Origin of the sequence: Bradyrhizobium sp. STM 3566 (genome assembly GCF_045571445.1) — a bacterium.
GTDB classification, from domain to species: Bacteria; Pseudomonadota; Alphaproteobacteria; order Rhizobiales; family Xanthobacteraceae; genus Bradyrhizobium; species Bradyrhizobium vignae.
Window position 1 is genome coordinate 704492 of sequence record NZ_CP120692.1, and the last position, 26567, is coordinate 731058.

A 26567-nucleotide genomic window follows, 5' to 3' on the forward strand; every position below is an offset into this window, starting at 1 on the left:
ACGCCGCGGCTTCTCCATTCTAGCCGCGCCGTCTCTGGAATACTGGATCGCCCGTCTGCGCGGGCGATGACAGCGGTTGTGTAGCGGCGCGAGTGCGCTCCTGACTGTCCTTGCCCTCACATCCGCAGCAACGCCTGCCGGTCGATCTTCCCCGTGCCCGTCTTCGGCAGCTCGTCGATGAAAATCACCTCGCGCGGGTATTTGTAGGGCATTAGCTTGCCCTTCACGTAATCCTGCAGCCTGCGCGTCGCTTCGACCTGATCGGCAGCGCGGTCGTTCATCACCACCACCGCCTTCAGCGTCATGCGACGATCCGGTAACTCGGCGGCGAACACCGCGCATTCGCGGATGTCGGGGTGGTCGGCGAGACAGAGCTCGACTTCGAGCGGATAGACCCACTGGCCGGAGATCTTGATGAGATCGTCGGCGCGGCCGCGGAAGAAGTGAAAGCCGTCGGCATCGCGGACGAAGCGGTCGCCGGTGTAGATCCAGCCGCCCTCGCGAATGGTTTCGGCCGATTTGTCCGGCCGGTTCCAGTACAGCGGCGTGTTGGAATCGCCGCGGACCCACAAGATGCCTTCCTCGTTGTCGCCGACCTCGTTTCCATCCGTGTCGCGCAGCGCGACCTCGTAGCCGGGCACGCGCAAGCCGGCGGCACCGAGCTTCTTCTGCTCGGGGCGGTTGGAGAGATAGATGTGCAGCACCTCGGTCGAGCCGAGACCTTCGACGATCTCGAGGCCGGTGAGTGTCTTCCAGCCGTTGAAGACCTCGGCCGAGAGCACCTCGGCGGCGGAGAGCGACAGTCGCAGCGACGAGAAGTCGGTTTTGTCCGCGCCTTCGGCTTTTGTCAGCGACGTGTAGAGCGTCGGCAGGCCGAAGAAGACCGTCGGCCTGTATTGCTCGATCGCCGCGAAGATCGACGCAGGCTTCGGCTGGCCCGGCAGCAGCAGCGTCGCGGCGCCGGCCGAGAACGGGAAGGTGACGGAATTGCCGAAGCCGTAGGCGAAGAAGATCTTCGGCACCGAGAAGCAGACGTCATCGGGCGTCAGTCTCAGCACGTTCCGCGCAAAGGCGGCTTCGCTGTAGGCCATGTCGTGCTGCAGATGCACGATGCCCTTGGGCCGGCCGGTCGAGCCGGACGAGTACATCCAGAACGCCATTTCGTTGCGATGAGTCGGCGCTTCCGCCAGCTCAGTCGGGAACTGCGCGAGCCAGCTTGCCGCGGCGGCTGCCCGCGGCGCCGCGTGATCGCCCACCCCGCCATTGGTGACGATCAGCGTCCGCAGGCCCGTGTCCTTGCAGGCCTCTGCATTGAAGCGCGCGCAGAATTCGGACTCGACGACCGCGACAGTCGCGCCGGAATCGGCGAGATAGAATTGCAGGAGATCCGGCGGCGTCAGCGTGTTGATCAGGAGCGGCACGAAGCCGGCACGCACGGCGCCGAAGAACGCGGCCGGATAGGCCGGCGTATCGTCGAGGAACAAGAGCACGCGGTCGCCGCGCTTCAGCCCAAGCGAGGCGAAACCGTTGCCCCAGCGGCAGGCTTCGCCGCAGAGCTCGCCATAGGTCCGCGTGCCTGCCGGACCCATCAGCGCGAGCTTGTCGCCGCGGCCTTTGCCGAGATTGTCGAACAGCACGCGGCTGGCGTTGTAAATCTCAGGAATGGCAAAGCCGATCTCGCGCGCGCCGGGGCTGTCTGCGGGCACCTGGTCTCTGATCTCGTTGCTCATGGCGCATCTCCGCCGTTCTTGGCCGCCTCGTAGCGGGCCATGAAGGCCGGCGACATCGCGCGCAGCCGGGAATCGTCGATGCGGCCGGAGCGGGTGATATAGCTATAGGCAAAGTCCATCAGGGGAAGCTTCATGTGCTCGGCGAAGTGTTCGTACCAGGACGCACTCGTGCGCGCGGCATCGACGAGCTTCTGCACGATCGGCTTGCGCGTAGCCTGATAGCGATGCAACGCGGTCGCAAGATGCACATCCGACTCCAGCGCCTTGACCAGCGCGATGGCGTCCTCGATCGCGAGCCGCGTGCCCGAGCCGATCGAGAAATGTGCGGAATGCAGCGCGTCGCCGAGCAGCACCATGTTCTTGAACGACCAGTGCTCGTTCCAGACCCAGGGAAAGTTGCGCCAGACTGATTTGTTGGAGACGAGGCAATGACCGCCGAGCGTGTCGGCAAACACCTCCTCGCAGATGCCCTTGGACTGCTCGACGTCCTTGTAGGCGAAGCCATAGGCCTGCCATGTCGCGTGATCGCATTCGACCAGGAAGGTGCTCATGGTCGGCGAATAGCGGTAGTGATGGGCGTTGAAGGTGCCGCGGTCGGTCTTCACGAAGGTCTGCGACAGCGTGTCGAAACGTTTCGAGGTGCCGTACCAGACGAACTTGTTGGAGGAGTAGGACAATGAGGTGCCGAAATCGCCCTCATAGGCCCGGCGCACCAGCGAGTTCAGCCCGTCGGCGGCGACGATCAGGTCGTGGCCATTGAGCTGGTCGATGGCCTGAATCTGCGTGTCAAACCGCGGCGTGATGCCGGCGTCGAGCGCGCGCTGTTGCAGGAACTTGAGGAGCTCGAGCCGTCCGATCGAGGAGAAGCCGACGCCGTCGATGGCGACGCTGTCGCCGTGCAGGTTCAGCGTGATGTTCTCCCAGCTCTCCATATGCGGGGCGATCGCATCGACCGTCTCGGGGTCGTCGGCGCGCAGGAACTCAAGGGCCTGGTCAGAGAACACGACGCCAAAGCCCCAGGTCGCGTCGGCCGGGTTCTGTTCGAACAGGTCGACCTGATCCTCGGGGTGGCGCTTTTTCCAGAGATAGGCGAAGTAGAGCCCACCGGGCCCCCCGCCGATCACGGCGATCCGCAACGTCTGCCTCCCTAATTGACAGTATACTTACTATCTAGGGATAGACTAATGTGCTCCAGCGCCCGGCGCCAGCGGAATTATCGGCGTGGCCGGCGCGCCATAGCTCGCCTTCAGGCCCACGTTTGCGGGTGCCCGAAAACGTCAGATGCGAATCATAGCCAAACCGGGCCGGATTGGCCACCCGGGCGCGTCAGACGCAGCGCCTCACATAGACCCCGTTCACCAGCACCCTGGTGCAACGGACCGCGGGCACCGGCTTGCGGACCGCGACGGCCGCGTTCGGACCGGCGCAGCCGGCGCGATAGACGCCGCGGGCGCACACCACCGCATTGGCATCGGTGGTCTCGAACGTCATGGTTGCGGCGAAGGCGAACAGAGCAGAAGCAACGAGCAGCAATGAACGCATGTTGTCCTCCCGGACTTGTCGTGATCGAAACTGAGTCTCCACCCGCCGCAATTCAGTGCTGCGGACGTGCATAGTCCGCTTCGTCTTATCTCGCGGCGAAAGGTGCGAGTACCTCTCTGCAGGCCGGCGAGAGCGATGCCGCCCGATTGGAAATGCATTGTATGATCCGGCCGCCGCCGGGCGCCACGCCGGCGCAGAGCGTGCGGATATCGGCGCCGCAGGCCGATCTGGCGATGAACAGCTCCTCGCGCGGCAGCAATGGCCGCAGCACGATCGTGGCCGGCGCCGCGGCGGGCGCAGTCGCGGGAGCCGCACCTGCAGGTGCCGCCGTAGCCGCTGGACCGGATGCCGCGCTCAGCGCGCCTTGGCAGGAGGGTGAGACTCTTGCCTTGTTCTTCTCCAGGCATTCGAGCGCAGCCGCGCCGCCCGGCGTCACGCTCGCGCAGACTTTTGGATAGTCGGACCGGCAGGCGCTCTTGATGGCGGCGGCCTGCGCGCTGCTCGGCTGCTTGGCGGGGGCAGCCTTTGCCGCCACCGCTGGCGCGGCCGGCCTGGCCGGTTCAGCGGGCGGCGTGCTAGGCGCCGCCTGGGCCTTCGGTGCGGCGGGGGCCGCCGGCGCAGCTTCAGTCTTCGGCGCCGCCGGAGCGGCTTCAGCCTTCGGTGCCGCTGGGGGCTCGAGCGCGCGAACGGCGGTCTGGCATCCCGATGACAGGCTGGACATGTTCTTCTGCAGGCATTGAAACGCTTCCGCGCCGCCCGGCGTCACGCTCGAACAACGTGCCATGAAGTCCGACCGGCATGCCGAGCGGATAGCGCTCTTCTGGGCTTCGGTCGGCGCTTGCGCGACGGCGACCGTTGCAGTTGCGAACAGCACTGCTGCTGCCAGCAATGCGCTGCGCGTGGAGCCATGCTTCAATTTCCCGAACATCGGTATGAGTTCCTGCCCTATAGCTGGAGCGCTCTAATGACCGTTCGGCGCTCTAAAAAAAAGTGATGCGATTGCAATCGTCGGGAGCCATGCGATGCATGGCATCATTGGCCGCTTTGTCCGCGACCGCAAGCAGATTGTGTCGAAGGACGGCGCTGTGGGGCGACGCTACAGTTTCACCATGCGCTTGCCGCGGTTCTCGCCCGCGAGGAGCCCGATCAGCGCTTTCGGCGTATTCTCGAGCCCGTCGATGATGTCCTCCTGCACCTTCAGCTTGCCGGACTTGACCCAGGCTTGCAGGTCGGCGAGCGCGCGCTGGCTCTCCTTCATGTAATCCATCACGATGAAGCCCTGCATGACGAGCCGCTTCACCACGATCAGCCCGGGCACGCCGCGCGGGCCGTGCGCGGCGGGCGTGCCGTCATATTGCGAGATCGCGCCGCAGCAGGCGATGCGGCCGTAATTGTTCATCTGCGGCAGGCAGGCTTCCAGAATGTCGCCGCCGACATTGTCGAAATAGACGTCGATGCCGTCGGGCGCGGCGGCGCGCAGCGCCTTGAACACCGCGCCGTCCTTATAGTCCACGGCAGCATCGAAGCCGAGCTCGGAGGTCAGCCAGTTGCACTTATCAGTGCCACCGGCGATGCCGACCACGCGGCATCCCTTGATCTTCGCGATCTGCCCGACGATCGAGCCGACCGAACCCGCGGCCGCAGAAACCACGACCGTCTCGCCTTCCCTGGGCTTGCCGATCTCCAGGAGACCGAAATAGGCGGTGAGGCCGGCGATGCCGAACACGCTGAGCAGATGGGTCATCGGCTCGAGCTTCGGCATCTTGGTGAGATGCTTTGCCGGCACCGCGGCAAATTCCTGCCAGCCGGTGTCACCGAACACGATGTCGCCGGGCGCCAGCCCCTCGGCCTTCGAGCTCACGACCTCCGCGATGGCGCCGCCGGCCATCACGCTGTTGGCCTCGACGGCGGAGCGATAGGTCGCGCCGTGCATCCACGCGCGGTTGGCGGCGTCGAGCGAGATGTAACGCACGCGCAGCAGGGCCTCGCCGTCCTTCGGTTCCGGCACTGTGCTCTCCAGCATCTTGAAATGCTCGGGGCCGAGCTTGCCGCTGGGTTTTTCCACCAGCAGAATCTGGCGATTGATATGTCCGCTCATGGCGTTTCCCTCTTTGATTGTCCTGCCGATCACTGATGCAGTCGCCGCAAACAAAACGTGCAGGCCGCATGTGTTGTGCGCTGCATGAAGGCTAGATCGCCGCATCCCGTTTCACAACGGGAACATCGTGAAAACGCGGTCGCACGCAAAGCGTGTTGCGTCGCTCGGATATCTGCGACATCATGAAGCGTCGGCGTATGTGGGGGTAAGCGATGTCCAACAGGTTCACGCAATACATTCTGGCGGCGATGGTGCTCGGCATCATCATGGGTTCGGCGATCTACAATTTCCTGCCCGACACGCGCGCCGACTGGGCGTCCTCCATCAACCTGATCGCCATGATGTTCCTGCGCCTGATCAAGATGATCATCGCGCCCCTGGTGTTCGCGACCCTGGTCGGCGGCATCGCCCATATGGGCTCGGGCTCCAAGCTCGGCCGCATCTTCGCCAAGACCATGGGCTGGTTCATCAGCGCGTCTTTCGTCTCGCTGCTGCTCGGCCTGATCATGGTCAATCTGCTGCAGCCCGGCGCCAACTTCCCCGGCACGCTGCCGCAGGCGGGTCAATCGACCGGCCTGCCGGTCTCGGCCTTCTCGATCGAGAAATTCCTCACCCATCTGATCCCGACCTCGATCGCGGACGCGATGGCGCAGAACGAGATCCTGCAGATCGTGATCTTCGCCGTGTTCTTCTCGGTGGCGATGGGCTCCATGCCCGAACGTTCAAAGCCGATCCTGGCGATGATCGACGACGTCGGCCACATCATGCTGAAGGTGACAGCCTACGTCATGCTGTTCGCCCCGCTCGCAGTGTGGGCCGCGATCACCGCAACAGTGGCCAAGAACGGCCTCCTGGTGCTCTGGAAGCTCGTCGTGTTCATGGGCGGCTTCTATCTCTCGCTGGCGATCCTGTGGACCATCCTGGTCATCGTCGGCTTCATCGTCATCGGTCCGCGCTACAGCCATCTCTTGAAGCTGGTTCGTGAGCCGTTGATGATCGCGTTCTCGACCGCGAGCTCCGAGGCAGCCTATCCGAAGACGCTCGAGGCGCTCAACCGCTTCGGCGCCTCGTCGCGAATCTCGAGCTTCGTGCTGCCGCTCGGCTATTCCTTCAATCTCGACGGCACGATGATGTACTGCACTTTCGCGGCCGTCTTCATCGCGCAGAGCTATCACATCGACATGCCGCTCGGCACCCAGCTCGCGATGCTGGCGACGCTGATGATCACCTCGAAGGGCGTCGCCGGCGTGCCGCGCGCCTCCCTCGTGGTGATCGCCTCGACCCTGGCGCAGTTCAACATCCCCGAGGCGGGCCTCTTGATGATCATGGGCATCGACACCTTCCTCGACATGGGTCGGAGCGCCACCAACGTGATCGGCAACACGCTGGCGACCTCGGTCGTGGCGAAGTGGGAAGGCGAGCTTGGGCCCGAGCATGCGATGGGGCCGGACGACGCCGTGCCCGACGACATGGTGCCGGGCGAAGTGCCTGCCATGGCCGGCCATGGTTAGGGGTGAACCATGGGCCAGGCACTGGCGAGGTCAGTGATCGGCGGCATCCTGTGGCTCGCGGCAGCATTGCTGCTCGCGACTGCGGCGTCCGCCCAGACCGGCAGCGAAGGGCTGAGCCCCACGCTGTCGGCCATCAAGACAGCGCACGCCGTGCGGCTCGGCTATCGCGAGAGCTCACCGCCGTTCTCCTTCCTCGATCAGTCCGGCCGTCCGATCGGCTATAGCCTCGAGCTCTGCGAGGCCATTGTCGAGGAGATCGGCGTCGAGGTCGACGATCCCAATCTCAGAATCGAGTACGTCAAGGTCACCTCGGACGACCGGATCGACGCCGTGCTCCAGAACAAGATCGACCTCGAATGCGGCTCGACCACCGCCAATGCCGAGCGCGGCAAGCGCGTCGCCTTCTCGCCGCTGATGTTCGTCGCCGGCACCAAGCTGATGGTGCCGAAGGGAGCGGCTGTTTCCGGTGTCGCAGATTTGAAGGGCAGGACCGTGGTGGTGACCAAGGGCACGACCAACGAGCAGGCGATGCACGCCGTCGACAAGAAGCTCTCGCTCGGCCTCAACATCGTCACCGCGCCGGATCACGAGCAGTCGTTCCGGATGGTAGCCGACGGCAAGGCGGATGCGTTCGCGACCGACGACATCCTGCTCTACGGCCTGATCGCCCGCCACAAGGCACAGGAATATTTTCGCGTGGTCGGGGACTATCTGTCCTACGACCCCTACGGCATCATGTTCAGGAAAGGCGAGCCGCAACTTTCCGCCGTGGTCGAGCGCGCCTTCCGCAAGCTCGGCTCCAACCGTGACCTCGTCCCGCTCTACAACAAATGGTTCACCGCGAGGCTCCCCACGGGCGAACGCCTGAACGTGCCGATCTCGCTGCAACTGGAAGAGGCCTTCAAGGCCATGGACGATTCGCCCAGCGGCAATAATTAGGGGGATGTTGTTGTAACGCTCGCGCGGTGATCTCGGTTCACCCCTCCCCCTCGTCGGCCCACGAGGGGAGAAGGGATTGCAGCGTGCACGTGGCGCTCAGCGGCTTCCCCCAAACACCCGATCAAGCGCCGCGTCATACGTCGCCTGCACCAGCTCCGGATGCAGTTTGCCCAGCGCCTCCATCATCACGCCGGAATTGATCTCGAGCAATTTCCATTTGCCGTCGGCATGGACCACGTCGATCGACGCGAAAGCAATACCGATGGCGCGCGCGGCATCGCTCGCGAGCTTCACGCAAGCCGCGCGAAGCTCGCCGTCCGCGAGCAGCACCGGCTTTGCGCCGGCATCGAGATTGTGCCGCCAATCCGAGCCACGCTGCTTGCTGTAGACGACTTGGGGAACATCATCGAGCAGCACCACGCGGACCTCCTCCTCGATGGCGATATAGGGCGAGATCACGAGCCCTGTGCTCATCGAAAAGACCTCGCTGGCGGCGTGGTCCAGCTCCGCCTCCGTCGTCACCTTGAACACCGAGCGCCCCGATGTCCCCTCGTTCGGCTTCACCACCACGCCGTGCGGATGGTTCTGAAGCAGCCCAGCCATTGCCTCTCGCCAGGCGGCACCAACGACATCCTTGCCCAGCCTCGGGTTGAGGAAGAGTCGATGGGGAATGCAGGGCACGTCCGCCAGCGCCAGCGCCTCCGCGGTGGCCGATTTGTCGTTGGCGAGGCGGTGCGCGATGGCGCTGTTGAGGCCGATGTCGTAGCCGAAGGCGAAGTGGCGCTTCGGTCCCCGCCGCATCGCGATCAGCCAGCCGCCGGAGCGGACATCGACTGCAATGCCGCGGTCCGCACAATAGCGCCTGATCGCCTGAACGAAGATTCGCTCGCCGCTTGCCATGGTCCTTCGTCGCTCCTGTCGCCAAAAGCCGCAAAAATGCGGGAAGCGGCGCCAATCGGGATGAAAATCAGAGCTATTCTTAATGAAATTCTCGCGAGCGCGACGGAAATTAAGTGCTCCGACCACGCATCAGGGAGGAAAGAAATTGCCCTCCGCGCCTGTCCGGCAGCAGATTCATTGATGATGTGGCCAGTTCTGCCGCAAATGCCGGTTTGATCGGCATCAATTGCATCCGAAACGAGGTTGATTATTGGTCTCAATGGCGTAGATCACACACGCGAAATCCTCCGCCATGGCAATGGTGACCGCCCGTTTTCAGGGCCGGGCAACGCTTTTGCCCTAAAACCGCAGTTATTCGGAATATCGAAAATCATGAGCGCGTTTTACCGAGAGAAGGTTCTTTCCGTCCACCACTGGACCGACACGCTGTTCAGCTTCCGGGCCACGCGCGATACCGGCTTCCGGTTCCAGAACGGCCAGTTCGCCATGATCGGCCTGGAGATCGACGGCCGCCCGCTGCTGCGCGCCTACAGCATGGCGAGCGCCAATCACGAGGAACAGCTCGAGTTCTTCTCGATCAAGGTGCAGGACGGCCCGCTCACCTCGCGCCTGCAGAAGATCAAGGAAGGCGACACCATCCTGGTCGGCCGCAAGGCGACCGGCACGCTGATCACCGACAATTTGCTTCCCGGCAAGCGGCTGATGCTGCTCTCGACCGGCACGGGCCTCGCGCCCTTCGCCAGCCTGATCAAGGACCCCGAGGTCTACGACCAGTTCGAATCGATCGTGCTGGTGCATGGCTGCCGCCAGGTCTCCGAGCTCGCCTATGGCGAGAAGCTCGTCGCGACCTTGCGCGAGGATGAGCTGTTCGGCGAGCTGCTCGCGGACAAGCTCGTCTACTACCCGACAGTGACCCGCGAGCCGTTCAGGAACCGCGGCCGCATCACCGACCTCATCAACTCCGAGCAGATCTTCAACGATATCGGCCAAGGCCCGCTCGACATCGCAACCGACCGCATCATGATGTGCGGCAGCCCGGCGATGCTCGAAGAGCTGAAGGCGATGTTCGAGAGCCGCGATTTCGTCGAAGGAAGCGGCAACAAGCCCGGCCATTTCGTGATCGAGAAGGCCTTCGTCGAGCGGTAAGCGCCACGCCTCGTGCCCCGGACGCAGCGTCTTTCAGCGCTGCGCTGCAGAGCCGGGGCCATCTCGCGCATCGTATGGTGTTGTATTCTGGATCCCGGGTCTGCGCTTACGCTTCCCCGGGACACCGCCTGGCTTGCGGCCGCTTGCAGGCTAACCCAGCCCCGTCCCTCTGCTGCACCGCAAAACCCGTCCATCGGGCTGATTGATTTGTCTCGGCCGAATTCGCTAGCCTGAAACAGGGGCCGCGTCATATCCGTATGACAGGCAAAGGCGTATCGTACCGCCTCATGCTGGCGAGAGGATGGGAATCGTGGCCGACGACAACAAGACGCAGGAAGCTCCGAAACGTCTGCCGCTGGCGGAAGAGGGGATCCTGGAAACCCTACTGCTGCCCTTCTCGCCGCGCTTCATCGTGCTGACGATCTGCGCGGTGGTCACCGCGCTCTTGATCGGCATCGGCATCGTCGACCGCAAGATCTTCGACATTCTGCTGGTCCCGATCCTGATCTTCGGCGGGCTGACGCTGCTCGGCATCCGCGATCTCTTGCAGAAGAGCCACGCGGTGCTGCGCAACTACCCGATCTCCGCGCACATCCGCTTCCTGCTCGAAGAAATCCGGCCCGAGATGCGGCAGTACTTCTTCGAGAGCGAGAAGGACGGCATGCCGTTCTCGCGCGACACCCGCGCGGTGGTCTATCAGCGCGCCAAGATGGAGCTCGACAAGCGTCCGTTCGGCACCCAGGAGGACGTCTATCGCGAGGGTTACGAGTGGATGCATCACTCGGTCTCGCCGAAGCCGCATGCCAAGGAAAAATTCCGTGTCGTGATCGGTGGGCCGGATTGCGCAAAGCCCTATTCGGCCTCGGTGTTCAACATCTCGGCGATGAGCTTCGGCGCGCTCAGCCCGAATGCGGTGCGGGCCCTGAACGCCGGCGCCAAGAAGGGCGGCTTCGCGCACGACACCGGCGAGGGCGGCGTCAGCCCGTATCACCGTGAGATGGGCGGCGACATCATCTGGGAGATCGGCTCAGGCTATTTCGGCTGCCGTCACCTCGACGGCTCCTTCGACCCCGAGGCGTTCGCGCGCGTCGCCAGCGACGACCAGATCAAGATGGTCGAGCTCAAGATCAGCCAGGGCGCCAAGCCCGGCCATGGCGGCGTGCTGCCGGCGGCCAAGGTCTCGGAGGAGATCTCGAAAATCCGCGGCGTGGCGATGGGCGAGGACTGCATCTCGCCGGCCTCGCACCGGGTCTTCTCCACGCCTATCGGCATGATGCAGTTCATCGCGGAGATGCGCCGCCTCTCCGGCGGCAAGCCGGCCGGCTTCAAGCTGTGCATCGGCCATCCCTGGGAATTCCTGGCGATCTGCAAGGCGATGATCGAGACCGGGATCTATCCCGACTTCATCGTCGTCGACGGCAATGAGGGCGGCACCGGCGCCGCTCCGCTGGAGTTCATGGATCATCTGGGCATGCCGATGCGCGAGGGCGTCAATTTCGTCCACAACGCGCTGGTCGGCATCAATGCGCGCGACCGCATCAAGATCGGCGCCTCCGGCAAGATCGCCACCGCGTTCGACATGGCGCGCGCGATGGCGATCGGTGCCGATTGGTGCAATTCGGCGCGCGGATTCATGTTCTCGCTCGGCTGCATCCAGTCGCTGAGCTGCCACACCGACCGCTGCCCCACCGGGGTGGCGACGCAGGACCCGACGCGGGCGCGCGCGCTCTACGTGCCGCTCAAGATCGACCGCGTGCACAATTATCACCATGCGACCCTGCAATCGCTGACCGAGCTGATCGCCGCGGCCGGCCTCGAACACCCGCAGCAGTTGCGGCCGATCCATTTCAGCCAACGGACGTCGACGACCCAGGTGAAGTCCTTCGCCCAGCTGTATCCCGCGCTGCGCCCGGGCGAGCTGCTCGAGGGTACGGAAGATCCGCGCTTCCACGACGGTTGGCTGATGGCGCGTGCCGAGACGTTCCAGCCCGCGCTGTGAGCGCAGCTCCGCCGCATGATTCCGCCGGCTATCCCCGTGCAAATTTACCCGGCGCGAGGAGATCTTAACGTTTGTGTCAGCTTTGCGTGTAAATTGGGGGCATGAACGAGCGACGCAACGATGGCAGGCAACGCGTGCTGAAGGCCGCAACGATCGAATTCGGCGGCGGCGCGATCGATTGCACCGTCCGTAACTTTTCGAGCGGGGGCGCTGCGCTTGACGTGACGAGCCCCGTCGGTATCCCCGAGCAGTTCACCCTGTTCGTCCAGTCCGACGGACGACATCTGCCCTGCACCGTAATCTGGCGCAAGGAAAAGCGGATCGGCGTGAGCTTCGGGCGAGGGTCGAGTTAGCCGGAGCGAGTTTGCCCACGCCGCCGCCTACTCGGCGCGCCGGCTCGCCAGGATCTTGTCGATCCTCCGTCCATCCAGATCGACCACCTCGATGTGCCAGGCGCCGAAGTCGAAGGCGTCGCCGACATTGGGCAGCGCATTGAACTGTTGCAGCACGAGGCCTGCGACCGTGTTGTAGCGGTGCGGCGGCAATTCGACGCCGAGCAGCTCGCCGAATTCGTCGACCGGCATCCAGCCGGAGATCAGCAGTGAGCCGTCGGCGCGCCTGATGAAGGCCGGCTCGGGCGGTCCTTCCTCGGAATGGAAGGCGCCGACGATCGACTCGAGGATGTCGGCGGCCGTCACCATGCCTTCGAAGGCGCCGTATTCGTCATAGACGAAACCGACGTGAACCGGAGCCGCTTTCAGGATGGTCAGCACGTCGCGCGCATCCGCCGACACCGGGATGCCGGGCGCCTCGCGCACGAGCCCGCGCAGGTCCGGGTTACGTTCGTTCATATAGGCAACCAGCAGGTCCTTGGCCTGGAGCACGCCGATCGGCCTGTCGCGGTCGCCGTCGGAGACGGGGAAGCGCGAATGCGGGCTCTTGGCGATGATCTCGCGGATGGCGGCCGGATCGTCGTTCAGGTCGATCTCGTCGACCTCCGTACGCGGCGTCATGACCGCGCCGACCGGCCGGTCGCCGAGCCGCATCACGCCGGCGATCATCTCCTTCTCGCCGGGCTCGAGCACGCCCGCGCTCTCGGCCTCGCTGACGAGATGATGGATCTCGTCCTCCGAGACCTTCTCCTCGGCCTTGCCGCCGCGGCCGAGCAGCGTGAGGATCAGCTTGCCGGAGACGTCGAGCAGAAAGACGAGCGGCAGCGATATCTTCGCCAGCACGTGCATGGCGGGCGCGACCCGGACTGCGATGCTTTCGGGGTCGCGCAGCGCCGACCTGCTTCGGCACCAGCTCGCCGACGATCAAGGTGGCGTAGGTGATCAGCGTGACCACGATGCCGACCCCGACGATGTCGGCAAGCCCTGAGGAGAGGCCGAGCTCGAGCAGCCATTGCGTCAGCCGCTGCCCGAGTGTCGCGCCCGAGAACGCGCCGGAGAGCACGCCGACCAGCGTGATGCCGATCTGCACTGTCGACAGGAACTTGCCGGGATCAGCCGCCAGCGTCAGCGCCCGCTCGGCGCCGCGTACGCCCTTGGCCGCGAGCAGCGACAGCCGCGCCGGACGCGACGACACCACCGCCAGTTCGGACATGGAGAGCAGGCCGTTGATGACGATCAGGACGACGACGATGACGAGTTCCAGCGAGAGCATTGACATTCCGGAGGTAAGTAAGAGTGGCCGGATGGCGGCGCACGCCATTGATATAGGTATTCGGTGGGGAGGTGCCGGCAATTCTGCGCATCCGGCCCTCGGGGAACCCGCGCGGGGGCGTTTTCACCGTCCTTCACGATCACGCCGCCCGCTCACCGCGGCCGAACTCTCGCTGATGGATCGCATGCAGGGGCGCGTGGAGGCCGGCCGCAAGCGCATCGAGGCCGGCATCGACCAGCTCGGAAATCCGCCCCGGATCGCGACCGCTATGAAGGCGGCAACCGAATCCTATTTCGGTAAGGCCGCGGCTGCCGTGGACAAGGAGATTCCCGCAGCCCGAAGCGACGGCAAGTACGGCACCAACGCCGACGAATTGGCGACCGTGATCGTGCCGGCGATCCAGATTTTCTATGGCGTGCGCGACGCTGCGCGGCACGAGCCAGACCGGATCGGCCTCCCCCAACGTGCTCGCGTCGGCCAGATCGCTGTCCGGCGAGAGCACGCGTCTCAAGAGCGAGGTCGGAAAATTCCTGGACGCGATCCGGGCGGCGTAGAGTCCGTTGTGAGCGGAGGCGATTTCATCTAGGCTCGCAGCCCCGGGGATGTCGCAGCCTCCCCGTGAAGTGGTGATCCCACGCAAGCGCTGCTCGCTGATTCATGGAGCGAGCAATGGACGGGATCGCCACCGAGCTTCCGCTTTTCCTGCTTGCCACCTTCGCCGGCGCCTTCGTTGCCGGCCTTTCCGGCTTCGCCTTCGGTCTCATCGCGGCTTCGCTATGGCTCTACGTGCTGACGCCGCTTCAGAGCGCCAGCCTGATCGTCGGCTTCGGTCTTCTCGTCCAGGGCTATTCGGTCTGGAAGCTGCGCGCTGCGCTCGACTGGCGCCGGCTCTGGCCTTTCATCGCCGGTGCAGTCATCGGCGTGCCGGCCGGGGTGTCGCTTCTGACCTGGGCTGATCCGAAGAGTGTCCGCATCGCGGTTGGCGCAATTCTGATCGCCTATAGTCTCTATGCATTCTTCCGGCCGCAGCTCAAGCTCGTGGGCACCGTGACGCCGGCCGCCGACATCGCGGTCGGCTTCGTCAACGGCCTGCTTGGCGGGCTGACAGGTCTTGCCGGCATCGTCGTCACCGTCTGGTGCAATCTGCGCGGTCTGCCTAAGGACGTGCAGCGTGCCACATTCCAGCCGGTCGCAGTCGTGGTGTTCGTCATGGCGGCGCTCTGGCTGGGCGCCAAGGGGGCGCTCTCACTCGACACGGCGAAGCTGTTTGCGCTCGGCCTGCCGTTCCTGTTCGCCGGAACGTGGAGTGGGCTGAAGCTGTTCGGCCGGATCGACGAGACCACGTTCCGCAAAATCGTGCTGGCGCTGCTGTTCGTCTCGGGCGCCGCGGTGCTGTTCTGAGCCGCCGCTCAGAACTCCCCGTGGAGCCGTCCTGAAAACACCGATACCGGGCCGCGGTCCGCGTTATAGGCGGGATTGACGATGAGCTGGTAGTCGGCGGTGAAGGTCAGCGCCTTGTTCAGCGCGTAGGCGTAGTAGGCCTCCAGCACGCGTTCGCGGCGATAGTTGAGGCGGCCGTCGCCGATCAGCGGCCCGAGACCGCCGGCGGCGATGAAGTCGCGATGGTCCTGCGACAGCGCATTGATGGCGCCGGCGATGCCGACGACGTCGTCGGGCCGGCCCCATTTGATGCCTTTGACCGAGACGCCGCCGGATAGGCTGCTATCGATGTCGGTGAAGGTCATGATCTCGTTGCGGCCGTCATTCCAGCTCCAGCGGCCGAACACGCCGATGTCGTCGGTGATGGCCTGTTCGAGGTTGAACGCGTATCCATATTTGATACGGCCGCGGCGAGTCTGGCTGATATCCACGCCGAACGCGGGATTGTCCAGCGTCTCGCGATAGCTGCCGGCGAAAGCGCTGTTGACGAAACCTAGCGTGCGCAGCTTGCCCGGCTGGCCGAACAGCGAATAGCGCGTCTCCAGCTCCATCACATATTCGCCGCGCCGGCCAACGTTCATGTCGAAATTGTTGGAGTTCGACTCCGCGCCGATCAGGAAATAGCCCGCGCGCAACGCCCATTGCTTCTGGTTCAATTCGGCCGTGGCGCCATAGCCGAGGCCGAGCTTGTCGGCGGCATAGTCGAACGCGCCGGAGGCCCAGATCGACCAGTTCATGAAATCCTTGCGCGGATCATGCGCGTAGGAATTGCCGTCGAACACGTCCACCACGGAGAACTTGCCGACCTGCAAGGTCAGGCGCGAGACGTCGACCTTGCCGGCAAGCTGCAGCTGGCCGCTCGCCAGCTCCTCCTGCTCGCCGCCGAAGCCGAAGGTCTGGCGCACGAACAGCCGGGAGGCGTTGAAATGCGGATAGGGGAAGCCGGACTTCTGCGCTTCACCATTGGGGAAGCCGGCGGCACCCGTCGTGTTGTTGAAGCCGAAGCCCTGCAGCAGCTCGGGATTGAAATAGACTTCGCCACCGTCCCACAGCCGTGCATTCAGATAGAGCGAGTTGCTCCAGGTCTGCTGAAAATCCGGCGACGGGATCAGGCTGTTCGGACCGGTATAGGGTGCGCGGAACGCGGGATAGCCCTGTCCCAGCGCGGTCGACTGGCCGTGAATCTCCCAGCGATTCGACTCCGTATCGGTGATATCCGACTTTGGATTGTAGGTCGGCACGCCCGGCCAGTCGATCTTGCGATTGAGGCCGACCCGCAGGCTGTGAAAATCCATCGACGACGAATATTGCGCGCCGGAGGGGAAGGCGACGCCCACGTTCTCGAACTTGCTGTAGAGATATTCGAGCCGCGCGCTCCAATGCGGCGCGAAGGCGTATTCGACGCCGCCACCCGCGGTCCAGCCGAACCGCGTGTGCAGCACTTTTTCTTCGACGCCGCCGGTCGGCGTCGAAAGAAAACGCTCGCCGGCGAAGGCCGCGCCGCCGGTGGCGTAGAACAGCCAATTGCCATTGGCGTAGCCGAGCCGCGCGCGCAGGCTCGCGACATAGTCCCAGCGTTCCTCCGCACCCGACAGCGCAGTCGCCGCCGATGACACGACGTGGTTGGAGGGCAGATAGTTCGGAAACGAGATGTCTCCTTCGACGCCGAGCAGCAGGCCCGAATTGAAACGCCAATTGTAGCCGGCCTGGACGCCGCCGGTCGCGCCGGTGAACACATTGTTGTCGGTCGCAAGCGTGGGATCGGTCAGCGTTGCCGAGGACGTGCCGCGGGTGACGCCGACATGCGCGCCGATATAGAGGCCGGTCCAGTCATAGACCGCTTTCAGCGGCGGCGCCTTCAGCGGCAGATCGGCCGCGCGGCTGACGGCGGGAAAAACCATCACGCCCGAGGCGATTGCCGCGGCTGTCCGCAAATACCTGTAACGGTGACCTCTCAACGTCAAAACGCACGCCCCCAAAACGCGAATGTCGTCCACCCGCCGCGATATCCCTGCCGATTCGCGGCGGCCCTGTCATCAGGCCCGGTGCTTTCGCGCGTCGGCCGAGATGATCCGGTTTCGACGCGCTTTCTTCCAAAGTCCCTCAAAGTCCCTGCATGTGCAGCGAACCTTATTGCAATTAATTCGCAATAGCAATTAGCGCGGATTGCCGCAGGTGATGGTTCGCACCCTTGTGTGACGGGGCTGCAACAAATTCCCCAGCGCAAAGAGGATGACCCGCCCGGGGGGACAGCCGGGCGGGTCGGGGGCACGACACGGGGTGGATGAGGCGCCCGTGTCGGACGCGGGATCCACGTGTGAGATCGGCCTCAGGTACTCGAATCAGTAGCAGGTACGAACGCGGCCGACGTACTGGCCGAAGGCGTTGTACTGGGCGACCCAGCCGCAGCGGTGATAGCCGTAATAATAGGGGTCGTTGCTGGCAGCGATCGCGGAGCCGACGACGGCGGCGGTGGCGATGCCGGCGCCGACACCCCAAACCCAGCCGGGCTGCTTGGCTTCGGCCGAGGAGGTGGTGGACACGATGCTGCCGGTCACAGCGAGGGCAGCGAGAGCTGCCGCGGCAATCTTGGTCTTGATCGACATGTAAAACTCCATCCGGGGTTGAGGCGGTCCGTTGTGGCCCGCGTGCTCAGTTGGACGGAGGCTCTTCGCGTTCGGTTCGAAGAGCGGAGATTTGGCCGCCGAGAACAGATCTTTCCTGAATGAATCCAGGAGGATGTCCGCTAACCGAGAGGGCCCCTGGCGAGCCTGTTCACGTCGAAGTTATCGACCTCACGCAGCAGCTCGCAAAAGGCGCGCGCGCCCTGATCGAGCAGCTGCTCGCCCTTCTCAGGCAGGGCCAGCGTCGCATTGCCGACGGCGCCGCTGGGGTTGAGATCCTGCGCCTGCCAGGCGAATGGCGCCGGCCGCTGCGTCGACAGCCAGCGATACTGCTGCTCCATCGCGATGCTGCTCGCGGGAAAATCCGCGATCGCATTCATGCGCACTTGATCCGGATAGCGCGCCAGCATGATCGAGGTCTCGACCGCGCCGCCGTGAATGCCGTGGCGCACTTCATCGGCCGGGAACAATTTCTCCGCCGCAGAGAGCCGCGACCACGAGGTCGTCACCACGAACAGCTTGTGATGCGCGCGCAGATCCTGCGCGACCAGCATCATCGCCGCGCTGTTGCCGCCATGGCTGGTGATGAGGACGAGCTTCTTCACGCCGCGGCGTGCAACCTCCTCGCCGATCCCGGTCCATTTCTTCAGCGCAATTTCAGTCGGCAGCGTCTGCGTGCCCGGATAGTCGATATGCTCGGTGGAAATTCCGATTGGCTCGACGGGGAGGAAACTGGCTGGAACGCTTTCGGGCAGCAGTTCGCGCACACGCGCCAGATAAGCGTCCGCGATCAGCACGTCAGTCGTAAGAGGCAGATGCGGGCCATGCTGCTCGGTCGCCGCCAGCGGCAGCACCGCGATCCAGCGCGACACCTCCGCTGGGCCGGCATGAGCCCAGTCGATGTCGATCCAGTCACGGGGCGGCGTCATCGAGGTTTCCTTGCCCGAATTTGTCACGTAATTTGGGGTATGAGGGGACGCGGGCCTGGCCGGCTCGCGTCCCCTGATGTCATGCGGTTTTATCGCGTTGCGTTCACATCGGCCAGCCACGATCGACGGAGTGCCATCATGACCCCCTTTCATCTGCGGCGAGCGTTAATTGCGGGCTTGTTGGCCGCTCTCGCCTCCTTTGCACCCGCGCTGGCCGAGACGCTCGACAAGGTCACCTTCGGCACCAATTGGGTCGCGGAGGCCGAGCATGGCGGCTTCTTCCAGGCGGTCGCCGACGGCACCTACAAGAAGTATGGGCTCGACGTCACCATCGTCCCCGGTGGTCCCAACGAGAACAACCGGATGCTGCTGATCGCGGGCAAGATCGACTTCTTCATGGCCGCGAACACGCTGATGTCGTTCGATGCGGTCGCCAGCAACGTTCCCGTCGTCACCATCGCCGCGATTTTCCAGAAGGATCCGCAGGTGATGCTGACCCATCCGGACGCGAAGATCGGCAAGATCGAGGATCTCAAGCCGCTGACGCTGTTCGTCTCCAAGGAGGGCATGACCAGCTACTTCCAATGGCTGAAGTCCGAATACGGCTTCAGCGAGAAGAACGTGCGTCCCTATAATTTCAATCCGCAGCCCTTCATCGCCAATCCCAAGAGCGCGATGCAGGGTTACGTCACCTCCGAGCCGTTTGCCGTGGAAAAGGCCGCCGGCTTCAAGCCCAACGTGCTGCTGCTCGCCGATCACGGCTTCAACACCTATTCGACGCTGATCGAGACCCGCCGCGAGATCGTCGAGAAGAAGCCCGACCTGGTCCAGCGCTTCGTCGATGCCTCCATGATCGGCTGGTACAATTACATCTACCGCGACAATTCCGCCGGCAATGCCCTGATCAAGCAGCTCAACCCGGAAATGACCGACGATCTTTTGGCCTATTCCGTGGCCAAGATGAAGGAGCACGGCATCGTCGATTCCGGGGATTCCCTGAAGAACGGCATCGGCGCCATGAGCGACGAGCGCTATGCCTCCTTCTTCAACAAGATGGTCAAGGCCGGCGTCGTGAAGGCGGATCTCGACTTCCGCAAATCCTACACGCTGCGCTTCGTCAACAAGGGCGTCGGCGTCGAGCTCCGCCCGAACAAGCCGTAGCGCATGCCGAGATCAAACCGAGGCGTAGCCGCATCGTTCACCTCTCCCGAAGGGAGAGGTCGCATCGCATCGCTAGATGCGATGCGGGTGAGCGGTTACGCTCGCGCGTGGGAACGGCGCCCCCTCACCCGCGCCTTCGGCGCGACCTCTCCCCGTTGGGGAGAGGTGAGAGAGGCGGCGCGACCGAGCTCCACAACAGCCGACGATCGATGGTAGAGAGCAGAACTTCGCCCGCCGTCGAGGCCAGCCTGACCGCGCTCGCCGTCAGCCTGCGTGGCGTGACGAAGGTCTACGACAACGGCGTCATGGCGCTTGGCCCGTTCGACCTCGCTGTCCGCAAGGGCGAGTTCATCTCGCTGCTGGGGCCGTCCGGCTGCGGCAAGTCGACGGTGTTGCGGCTGATCGCCGAGCTCAGCGCGCCGTCATCAGGTACGGTGCGGCTGGCCCGGCACGAGGGCGAGGTGTTGCCGGGTCACGGCATTGGCTTCGTATTCCAGGAGCCGACCCTGATGCCCTGGACCAACGTGCGTGAGAACGTGCGGCTGCCCTTGAAGCTCGCAGGCGTGCCGAAGGCGGAGGGGCGCGCGCGTGCCGACGCGGCGCTGGCCAGCGTCGGCCTCGCCGATTTCGCCGGCGCGTTTCCGCGCGAACTATCCGGCGGCATGAAGATGCGGGTGTCGCTGGCGCGCGCACTCGTCACCGATCCCGATATCCTCTTGATGGACGAGCCGTTCGCGGCGCTCGACGAGATCACGCGATTCCGTCTCAACAATGATCTGCTCGCGCTGTGGCGGTCCTTGCGAAAGACCGTCGTCTTCGTCACCCATTCGGTGTTCGAATCCGTCTATCTGTCGCAGCGCGTCGTCGTCATGACCGCGCGGCCGGGCCGCATCCAGGCCGACATCCGCATCGAGACGGTCGAGCCGCGCGGCGAGGAGTTTCGCACCTCGGCCGCCTATTCCGATTATTGCCGCAGGGTGTCGGCCGCGCTGGCGCCGTCCTATTCGGGACAGTCGACGCTATGAGCGCGCAAGCTCCCGTGCCCCCGAGATCGTCCGCCTTGCAAAGCGCGATGCGCTTCGTGCTTCCCGTCATCGTGTTCGCAGCCGGCCTCCTCGCCTGGGAACTCGTGGTCCGCATCAAGGAGATCCCGCCTTACGTGCTGCCGGCGCCCTCCATCATCGTCCTGACGCTGATCAAGGACTGGGCGGTGCTGTCACAATCGCTCGCCACCACGCTTCTGACCACGCTCGAAGGTTTCGTCGCCGCCAGCATCGGCGGCATCGCGCTGGCGCTCGTGTTCAACCAGTCGAAATGGCTGGAATATTCGCTGTTCCCCTATGCCGTCGTGCTCCAGGTGACGCCGGTCATCGCGATCGCGCCGCTGCTGCTGATCTATCTGGAGCAGCAGACCGCGGTCGTCGTCTGCGCCTTCATCGTCGCCTTCTTCCCGGTGCTGTCGAACACCACGCTGGGCTTGAATTCGGTCGACCGCAACCTCGCCGGGCTGTTCCAGCTCTACGGCGCCTCGCCACAGCAAGCGCTGCGCTATCTCAAGCTGCCGGCGGCGCTGCCCTACATCCTCGGCGGCTTGCGCATCGCGGGCGGCCTGTCGCTGATCGGTGCGGTCGTGGCCGAGATCGCGGCCGGAACGGCCGGCGCCGGCTCCGGGCTCGCCTACAGGATCGCCGAGTCAGGCTACCGCTTGAACATACCCCGCATGTTCGCCGCGCTGCTTTTGTTGTCGCTGGCCGGGATTGTCATCTATGGGGTGCTGGCGCTAGTTTCGCACCTCGTTTTACGGCGCTGGCATGAGAGCGCGCTTGGAAAGGAAAACTGATGGCTGCCGGTTCGATTTCGTCCGAAAAGATCGATCTTTTGATTTATGGACCGGTGCGGCCGATCCTCGAGAATGGCTTTTCCGATCATTTCGTCGTGCACAAGGCGGAGACGCGCGGCGACCTCGAGCGGCTGACGCCGGCGGTCCGCGACAAGATCCGCGGCGTCGCCGTGACCTATCACACCGTGCGTGCCGACAGGGATTCGCTGTCGCAGCTGCCGAAGCTGGAGATGGTGGCGAGCTTTGGCGTCGGTTACGACCACATCGACGCCAAATACGCGGCCGAGAACAACATCGTCGTCACCAACACGCCCGACGTGCTGACCGAGGAGGTCGCCGACGTCGCGATGGGCCTTCTCATCGCCACCTTGCGCGAGTTCATCAAGGCTGATCGCTATGTGCGCTCCGGGCTGTGGCAGACGCAGAACTATCCGCTCAGCGTCGGCTCGCTGCGCGACCGCAAGGTCGGCATCGTCGGCATGGGCCGGATCGGGCAGGCCATCGCGCGCCGGCTCGACGCCTCGCTGGTGCCGGTGGTCTACCACTCGCGCAATCCGTCCAAGGACGTCTCCTACGAGCACTACCCCGATCTTATCGAGATGGCGCAGGCGGTCGACACCCTGATGGTGATCGTGCCGGGCGGCGCCTCCACCAACAAGATGATCGATGCCGAGGTGCTCAAGGCGCTCGGCCCGCGCGGCGTGCTGATCAACGTCGCGCGCGGCTCCGTGGTCGACGAGCCGGCGCTGATCCAGGCGCTGAAGTCGGGCACCATCCTCGCCGCCGGCCTCGACGTGTTCGCGGCCGAGCCGAACGTGCCGGACGAGCTCAAGACCATGCAGAACGTCGTGCTGCTGCCGCATATCGGCTCGGCCTCGGTGGTGACCCGCAACGCCATGGACCAGCTCGTCGTCGACAATCTCAAGTCCTGGTTCGCCGGCAAGGCGCCGTTGACGCCGGTTGCCGAAACGCCGTTCAAGGGGCGCTGATGAGAAGTCTTCGGGCCGTCGCATTCGCCGTCGCGACCAGCTTGGCCGCGATCGGCATCGCGCATGCGCAGGATGCGACGACCCTGAAGAAGCAGATGCCCGGGCAGTGGGAGCTCTCGACCACCGAGCGCAGCAAGACCTGCGTCGTCACGCTCAAAGGTGACGCCGCAGGCCAGGGATTCAAGCTGGAACTGGAGCCGGCCTGCAAGACGGCGCTGCCCTTCACCAAGGACATCGTCGCCTGGAGCGTGAAGGGCCTCGACATCGTTCGCTTGCAGGGTGCGACCGGTGAAGCCGTGATCGACTTCACCGAGGTCGAGGCCGGCATCTTCGAGGGCCTGCGCCAGGGTGAGGGCGTCTACATCCTGCAGGACCTCGCCGCCGCGCGTTCGATGGCCAAATCGATGGACCAGATGATCGGCGACTGGTCGATGGTGCGCGGCAACGGCCAGCCGGTCTGCGGGTTGACGCTGACCAACACCGAAGCGGGCCCGGACAATTTCCAGGTCTTCCTCAAGCCGAAATGCGATCCCGCCATCGCGCAGTTTAATCCGACGCAATGGCGGCTCGAGCGCGGCCAGATCATCCTGATGTCGAAAGCAGGCGAAGCCTGGCAGTTCGAGGCCGACGACAACGCGCAGTGGCGGCGCGTCCCCGACACCGCCGATCCCCTGATCATGCTGCGTCAATAGGCGCCTTTCGGTTCTTGCAATTTTTCCTGCGCCCATGTCGATCCGGCACCAGCTGGATCGTCATCCCAATAGCGAGCTGATCGCGCGGCCGAACCGGCCGTGTCTCGCCCTATCAGGAGTTTTGCATGCGCTTCATGTACATCGTCACCTCCAGCCAGCCGATGAAAGGTCCGACCCCCGCGCTGATGGAGGCCATGCAGAAGATTTCCGAGCGGGAAATCAAGGCGGGCCGGATGATCGACAATGGCGGCCTGATGCCACTTGCGACCGGCGCACGGGTGCGGATCGTCGACGGGGAACTGAGCGTCGTCGACGGTCCCTTCATCGAGGCCAAAGAAGTGGTCGGCGGCTATGCCATCTTCGAGCTGCGCGACAAGGCGGAAGCGCTGGCCATGGCCAAGGAGTTCATGCAGCTGCACCTCGACCACATGCCGGGCTGGGATGGCACCTGCGAGTTGCGGGCCTTCGCCACGCCGGGCGTCGACGGCGCCTGCGAGGTGAATGCGAAGGCGGCTGCGCACGCCTGATGGACGGCACCGCGCGCAACGGTCGGCGGCGATGACGGTCGCCGACACCGATCAAGCCATCCGTGCCACGATTCACGCAACCTGGCGCATCGTGCAGCCGCGGCTCATCGCGACGCTGTCGCGGATGCTGCGCGACGTGCCGCTTGCGGAAGAGTTGACCCAGGACGCGCTCGTTGCGGCGCTCGAGGCCTGGCCGAGCCTCGGCATTCCCGACAATCCCGGCGCATGGCTCATGACCACCGCGAAGCGCCGCGCGCTCGATGTCTTGCGCCGCGGCAGGATGCTGTTGGACAAGCACGACATGCTGGCGCGCGACCTGTTGCAGGAGCAGGAGATCGTGCCCGATTTTGGTGCCGCGCTCGACGATGATATCGGCGATGAATTGCTTCGGCTGGTCTTCACCGCCTGTCATCCCATCCTGTCGCGCGAAGCTCGCGCGGCGCTGGCACTGCGCATGATCTGCGGCCTCACCACCTCGGAGATCGCACGCGCCTATCTCGTGCCGGAAGCCACCATCTCCCAGCGCATCGTACGCGCCAAGCGGACGCTGTCGAATTCCGGCCTCGCCTATGAGACGCCGAGTGGTGAGGCTCTGTCGGAGCGCCTGGCCTCGGTGCTGGAGGTCGTCTACCTCATCTTCAACGAGGGCTATCTCGCGGCGCGCGGCGAGGAATGGCTGCGGCCGCAGCTCTGCGACGAAGCGCTGCGCATGGGCCGCGTGCTTGCAGGCCTGGCGCCGAACGAGCCTGAGGTTCACGGCCTCGTTGCGCTGATGGATTTGAATGCCGCGCGGACACGCGCGCGCACCGACGCGAATGGGGATCCCATTCTGCTGATGGACCAGGATCGCGCGCTCTGGGATTGGGTGCAGATCCGCCGCGGCCTCCGCTCGCTCGAATGTGCCGCCGAGCTCGGTGGCTCCGGAGGATTTTACGCGCTTCAGGCTGCAATTGCGGCGTGTCACGTCAGAGCGGCGACTGCCGTCGAGACCGATTGGCATCGCATCGCGCAGCTCTACGCCGAATTGGCGCAGCTGGTGCGCTCGCCGGTCATCGAGCTCAATCGCGCGGTCGCGGTCGGCATGGCCTGGGGACCGCAAGCCGGGCTCGACGTGCTGGACGCCGTCGCCGGCGCGCCAGCGCTGGCGACCTATCATCATCTGCCGGCGGTTCGTGGCGATTTTCTGCAAAAGCTCGGGCGGCTCGCGGAGGCGCGACAGGCGTTTGAAGCCGCCGCGCATCTTGCGACGAACGGGCGCGAACGCGCGCTGATGCAGCGTCGCGCCGCGGCACTCGACGCTCAGAATATCTAGGTCGTCACCTTCGGCGGCGGTGCGGTGCCTTGCGCCCATTTCTCCATCTTGCCGAGCACGCCCCAGACGGTGAGCGCGAGCGAGATCGGCATCGCGAACTGGCCAAGGCCGGGCACGGCCGACACGATCGTTCCGAGCAGACCGGCAAGACCGCCCGCATCGGGGCTCGCCGTCACCGAGGAGAGCAGCGCGGTGAGCAGCGAGCCGCCGATCCCGAGCGCGGTCTTCTTGCCGTCGAGCAGCTTGCCGATGGTCTCGCCGAGTGCGCCGTTGACCTGGCCGAGCATGGGCTTGCCGCCGCCGTTGTTGAGCAGGGTGCCGAGCAGGTCGACGACCTGCTTCAGCTGATCGACCGGGGCGGGACTGGTCGGGCTCACTGGTCCTGGCACGGGCGCCGTCTTGTTGATGAGGGCGAAAAGCCGCTCGAACAGGCTGACCGGGTCGTTGGTGGCAGGCAAAGTGTTGCCCGGCACAGTCGCTGGCAGCGTCACACCGCCGGCCGACGGTCGCAGCACTTGCGCGAGGTCCTCCAGCCGCTTCAGGATTTGCGACAGATCGCCGTTCTGCGCGGCGGGGCCCGGCTGCTGCATCGCGCGCGTGATCGCGGCGACGGTGGCGGCATCGAGCAGCCCGGTATCCCTCAGGCCGTGCTGCTGCTGAAACTGCGAGACGGCGGTCCTGGTCTTCGGTCCGCTGATGCCGTCCTCGGCGAGCGGCGGATTGGCGCCGAGCTTGTTGAGCGCCTGCTGCATGAGGATGACCGTCGAGGCCACATCGTCCTCCGGCTCGGTGCGGCCGGCGAATTGCGGGACGCTGTCGAGCGTGATCGAGGAATCCTGTGACATCATCGCATGCAGGATCACCGCGGTGCCGAGCTGGGAATCGACGTGACTGGAATCGAACACGTGGTCGCGGACGAATTTTCCGGCCCTTGCCTCTGGCGGGCCGTACAGCGTCGAGCCGCCGTAGAGATAGGGCGAATTGACGCCCTTGGCGTGATAGCCGAAGCCGTTGAACGCCTCGAGCCGGAACAGCATCCGCGCGATGCTCCAGTCCTGCGCGCCGATGAAGTTCTCGATCCTGAACGCGTCCACGGCACCGTCCACGAAGGTGGCGAATGGACCGCGCCCTTTCGGAACGATGGTGGTCACACGATGCAGCGACTCGCCGTTGCCGAGATACGTGTCGAAATCGAAGTTGGACTCGCGGTAGTGACAGAGCGCGGTGAAGTACCAGGGAACGCCCGTCAATCGCTCGATCTGCTGATAGGTCGCCTTGCCGTTGAGGGCCTTGCGGGCGACGGCATTCGCTTCGGTGAGGCGTCCCGCTCGGATTTCGAGACCGGCCCAATTCCGCTCATATTCGCTTTTCAAGCTCTCGAATGAGATCATTTTCCGCTCCCGCAAATTGACTGAATTATCGAGTCTCCGTGCAAGCCACAGTGAACCGGCTGGCGTGATCGACGCGTGACTGCAGCGTGATCTCTGGAAAATCTGGCAGTCCGCCGGTCCGGCGCATGTGAA

General features: G+C 64.6%; 24 protein-coding genes and 1 pseudogene. 14 read left to right on the plus strand and 11 right to left on the minus strand.

All coding sequences use genetic code 11. The features are described from left to right. Positions 1 to 116 precede the first annotated feature (116 nt). The 5 genes from P6U27_RS03295 to P6U27_RS03315 form a co-directional block, all read right to left on the minus strand. On the minus strand, positions 117 to 1730 hold the full coding sequence (locus tag P6U27_RS03295; RefSeq protein ID WP_129143417.1) for a benzoate-CoA ligase family protein: 1614 nt from the start codon (positions 1728 to 1730) through the stop codon (positions 117 to 119). Further along, positions 1727 to 2866: an FAD-dependent monooxygenase gene (locus P6U27_RS03300; RefSeq protein WP_162500088.1), complete on the minus strand. Its 1140-nt coding sequence runs from the start codon at positions 2864 to 2866 to the stop codon at positions 1727 to 1729. The genes P6U27_RS03295 and P6U27_RS03300 overlap by 4 nt, the downstream gene beginning before the upstream one ends. 190 nt (positions 2867 to 3056) lie before the next feature. Beyond that, on the minus strand, positions 3057 to 3272 hold the full coding sequence (locus P6U27_RS03305) for a hypothetical protein (protein WP_129143418.1): 216 nt from the start codon (positions 3270 to 3272) through the stop codon (positions 3057 to 3059). Positions 3273 to 3357: 85 nt separating this feature from the next. Beyond that, complete coding sequence (locus P6U27_RS03310) at positions 3358 to 4200, minus strand: cysteine rich repeat-containing protein (RefSeq protein WP_407193679.1); 843 nt, start codon at positions 4198 to 4200, stop codon at positions 3358 to 3360. A gap of 168 nt (positions 4201 to 4368) precedes the next feature. Beyond that, positions 4369 to 5370 (minus strand): NADP-dependent oxidoreductase, encoded by a 1002-nt coding sequence (locus P6U27_RS03315; RefSeq protein ID WP_129143420.1) that lies wholly within the window; start codon positions 5368 to 5370, stop codon positions 4369 to 4371. 212 nt (positions 5371 to 5582) lie between these two features. Between P6U27_RS03315 and P6U27_RS03320 the strand changes: the two genes are divergently transcribed. Further along, positions 5583 to 6881, plus strand: a complete 1299-nt coding sequence (locus tag P6U27_RS03320; protein WP_129143421.1) for a dicarboxylate/amino acid:cation symporter — start codon at positions 5583 to 5585, stop codon at positions 6879 to 6881. A gap of 9 nt (positions 6882 to 6890) precedes the next feature. Then, on the plus strand, positions 6891 to 7820 hold the full coding sequence (locus tag P6U27_RS03325; RefSeq protein WP_129143422.1) for an amino acid ABC transporter substrate-binding protein: 930 nt from the start codon (positions 6891 to 6893) through the stop codon (positions 7818 to 7820). A 96-nt stretch (positions 7821 to 7916) separates the two neighbouring features. Here P6U27_RS03325 and P6U27_RS03330 read toward each other — a convergent pair whose 3' ends face one another. Next, positions 7917 to 8720, minus strand: a complete 804-nt coding sequence (locus P6U27_RS03330; RefSeq protein ID WP_407193680.1) for a RimK family alpha-L-glutamate ligase — start codon at positions 8718 to 8720, stop codon at positions 7917 to 7919. A gap of 372 nt (positions 8721 to 9092) precedes the next feature. Here P6U27_RS03330 and P6U27_RS03335 point away from each other — a divergent pair, with 372 nt between their 5' ends. The 3 genes from P6U27_RS03335 (at position 9093) to P6U27_RS03345 (ending at position 12218) form a co-directional block, all read left to right on the plus strand. Further along, the gene (locus tag P6U27_RS03335; RefSeq protein ID WP_129143424.1) at positions 9093 to 9866 is read left to right on the plus strand and encodes a ferredoxin--NADP reductase; all 774 of its coding nucleotides are present in this window, start codon (positions 9093 to 9095) and stop codon (positions 9864 to 9866) included. Between the two features lie 301 nt (positions 9867 to 10167). Next, a complete protein-coding gene (locus tag P6U27_RS03340) occupies positions 10168 to 11865 on the plus strand; it encodes an FMN-binding glutamate synthase family protein (RefSeq protein ID WP_208738484.1) in 1698 nt (565 codons plus the stop codon). Positions 11866 to 11966: 101 nt separating this feature from the next. Continuing rightward, complete coding sequence (locus P6U27_RS03345; RefSeq protein ID WP_122400634.1) at positions 11967 to 12218, plus strand: PilZ domain-containing protein; 252 nt, start codon at positions 11967 to 11969, stop codon at positions 12216 to 12218. Positions 12219 to 12245: 27 nt separating this feature from the next. Here P6U27_RS03345 and P6U27_RS03350 read toward each other — a convergent pair. Next, positions 12246 to 13530, minus strand: a pseudogene (locus tag P6U27_RS03350) (hemolysin family protein). On the opposite strand from P6U27_RS03350, the gene P6U27_RS03355 reads away from it, so the two are divergent. Together P6U27_RS03355 and P6U27_RS03360 are read left to right on the plus strand one after the other, a co-directional pair. Continuing rightward, complete coding sequence (locus tag P6U27_RS03355) at positions 13508 to 14116, plus strand: hypothetical protein (protein WP_407193681.1); 609 nt, start codon at positions 13508 to 13510, stop codon at positions 14114 to 14116. The pseudogene P6U27_RS03350 and the gene P6U27_RS03355 sit on opposite strands and share 23 nt — an antisense overlap. 83 nt (positions 14117 to 14199) lie before the next feature. Then, positions 14200 to 14931, plus strand: coding sequence for a sulfite exporter TauE/SafE family protein (locus P6U27_RS03360; RefSeq protein ID WP_129143426.1), 732 nt, complete (start codon positions 14200 to 14202; stop codon positions 14929 to 14931). 8 nt (positions 14932 to 14939) lie between these two features. Here P6U27_RS03360 and P6U27_RS03365 read toward each other — a convergent pair whose 3' ends face one another. The 3 genes from P6U27_RS03365 to P6U27_RS03375 form a co-directional block, all read right to left on the minus strand. Next, entirely contained in the window at positions 14940 to 16871 is a 1932-nt protein-coding gene (locus P6U27_RS03365; protein ID WP_245509493.1) for a carbohydrate porin, read from the minus strand. Positions 16872 to 17312: 441 nt separating this feature from the next. Continuing rightward, positions 17313 to 17576 (minus strand): hypothetical protein, encoded by a 264-nt coding sequence (locus tag P6U27_RS03370; RefSeq protein ID WP_162500090.1) that lies wholly within the window; start codon positions 17574 to 17576, stop codon positions 17313 to 17315. A gap of 140 nt (positions 17577 to 17716) precedes the next feature. Further along, the gene (locus P6U27_RS03375) at positions 17717 to 18523 is read right to left on the minus strand and encodes a creatininase family protein (protein WP_129143428.1); all 807 of its coding nucleotides are present in this window, start codon (positions 18521 to 18523) and stop codon (positions 17717 to 17719) included. A gap of 138 nt (positions 18524 to 18661) precedes the next feature. Between P6U27_RS03375 and P6U27_RS03380 the strand changes: the two genes are divergently transcribed. The 7 genes from P6U27_RS03380 (at position 18662) to P6U27_RS03410 (ending at position 25044) form a co-directional block, all read left to right on the plus strand. Further along, positions 18662 to 19684: an ABC transporter substrate-binding protein gene (locus P6U27_RS03380; RefSeq protein ID WP_122400639.1), complete on the plus strand. Its 1023-nt coding sequence runs from the start codon at positions 18662 to 18664 to the stop codon at positions 19682 to 19684. A gap of 209 nt (positions 19685 to 19893) precedes the next feature. After that, positions 19894 to 20709 (plus strand): ABC transporter ATP-binding protein, encoded by an 816-nt coding sequence (locus tag P6U27_RS03385; RefSeq protein WP_129143429.1) that lies wholly within the window; start codon positions 19894 to 19896, stop codon positions 20707 to 20709. Next, positions 20706 to 21524: an ABC transporter permease gene (locus P6U27_RS03390; protein WP_129143430.1), complete on the plus strand. Its 819-nt coding sequence runs from the start codon at positions 20706 to 20708 to the stop codon at positions 21522 to 21524. Before P6U27_RS03385 ends, P6U27_RS03390 begins: the two co-directional genes overlap by 4 nt. After that, positions 21524 to 22513 (plus strand): 2-hydroxyacid dehydrogenase, encoded by a 990-nt coding sequence (locus P6U27_RS03395; RefSeq protein ID WP_122400642.1) that lies wholly within the window; start codon positions 21524 to 21526, stop codon positions 22511 to 22513. The genes P6U27_RS03390 and P6U27_RS03395 overlap by 1 nt, the downstream gene beginning before the upstream one ends. Next, complete coding sequence (locus P6U27_RS03400) at positions 22513 to 23205, plus strand: AprI/Inh family metalloprotease inhibitor (protein WP_122400643.1); 693 nt, start codon at positions 22513 to 22515, stop codon at positions 23203 to 23205. The genes P6U27_RS03395 and P6U27_RS03400 overlap by 1 nt, the downstream gene beginning before the upstream one ends. Before the next feature lie 125 nt (positions 23206 to 23330). Then, a complete protein-coding gene (locus P6U27_RS03405) occupies positions 23331 to 23732 on the plus strand; it encodes a YciI family protein (protein WP_122400644.1) in 402 nt (133 codons plus the stop codon). Between the two features lie 31 nt (positions 23733 to 23763). Then, complete coding sequence (locus P6U27_RS03410) at positions 23764 to 25044, plus strand: RNA polymerase sigma factor (protein ID WP_164936879.1); 1281 nt, start codon at positions 23764 to 23766, stop codon at positions 25042 to 25044. Here P6U27_RS03410 and P6U27_RS03415 read toward each other — a convergent pair. Then, positions 25041 to 26435, minus strand: coding sequence for a peptidoglycan-binding protein (locus P6U27_RS03415; RefSeq protein WP_122400646.1), 1395 nt, complete (start codon positions 26433 to 26435; stop codon positions 25041 to 25043). The genes P6U27_RS03410 and P6U27_RS03415 overlap by 4 nt on opposite strands. Positions 26436 to 26567 lie beyond the last annotated feature (132 nt).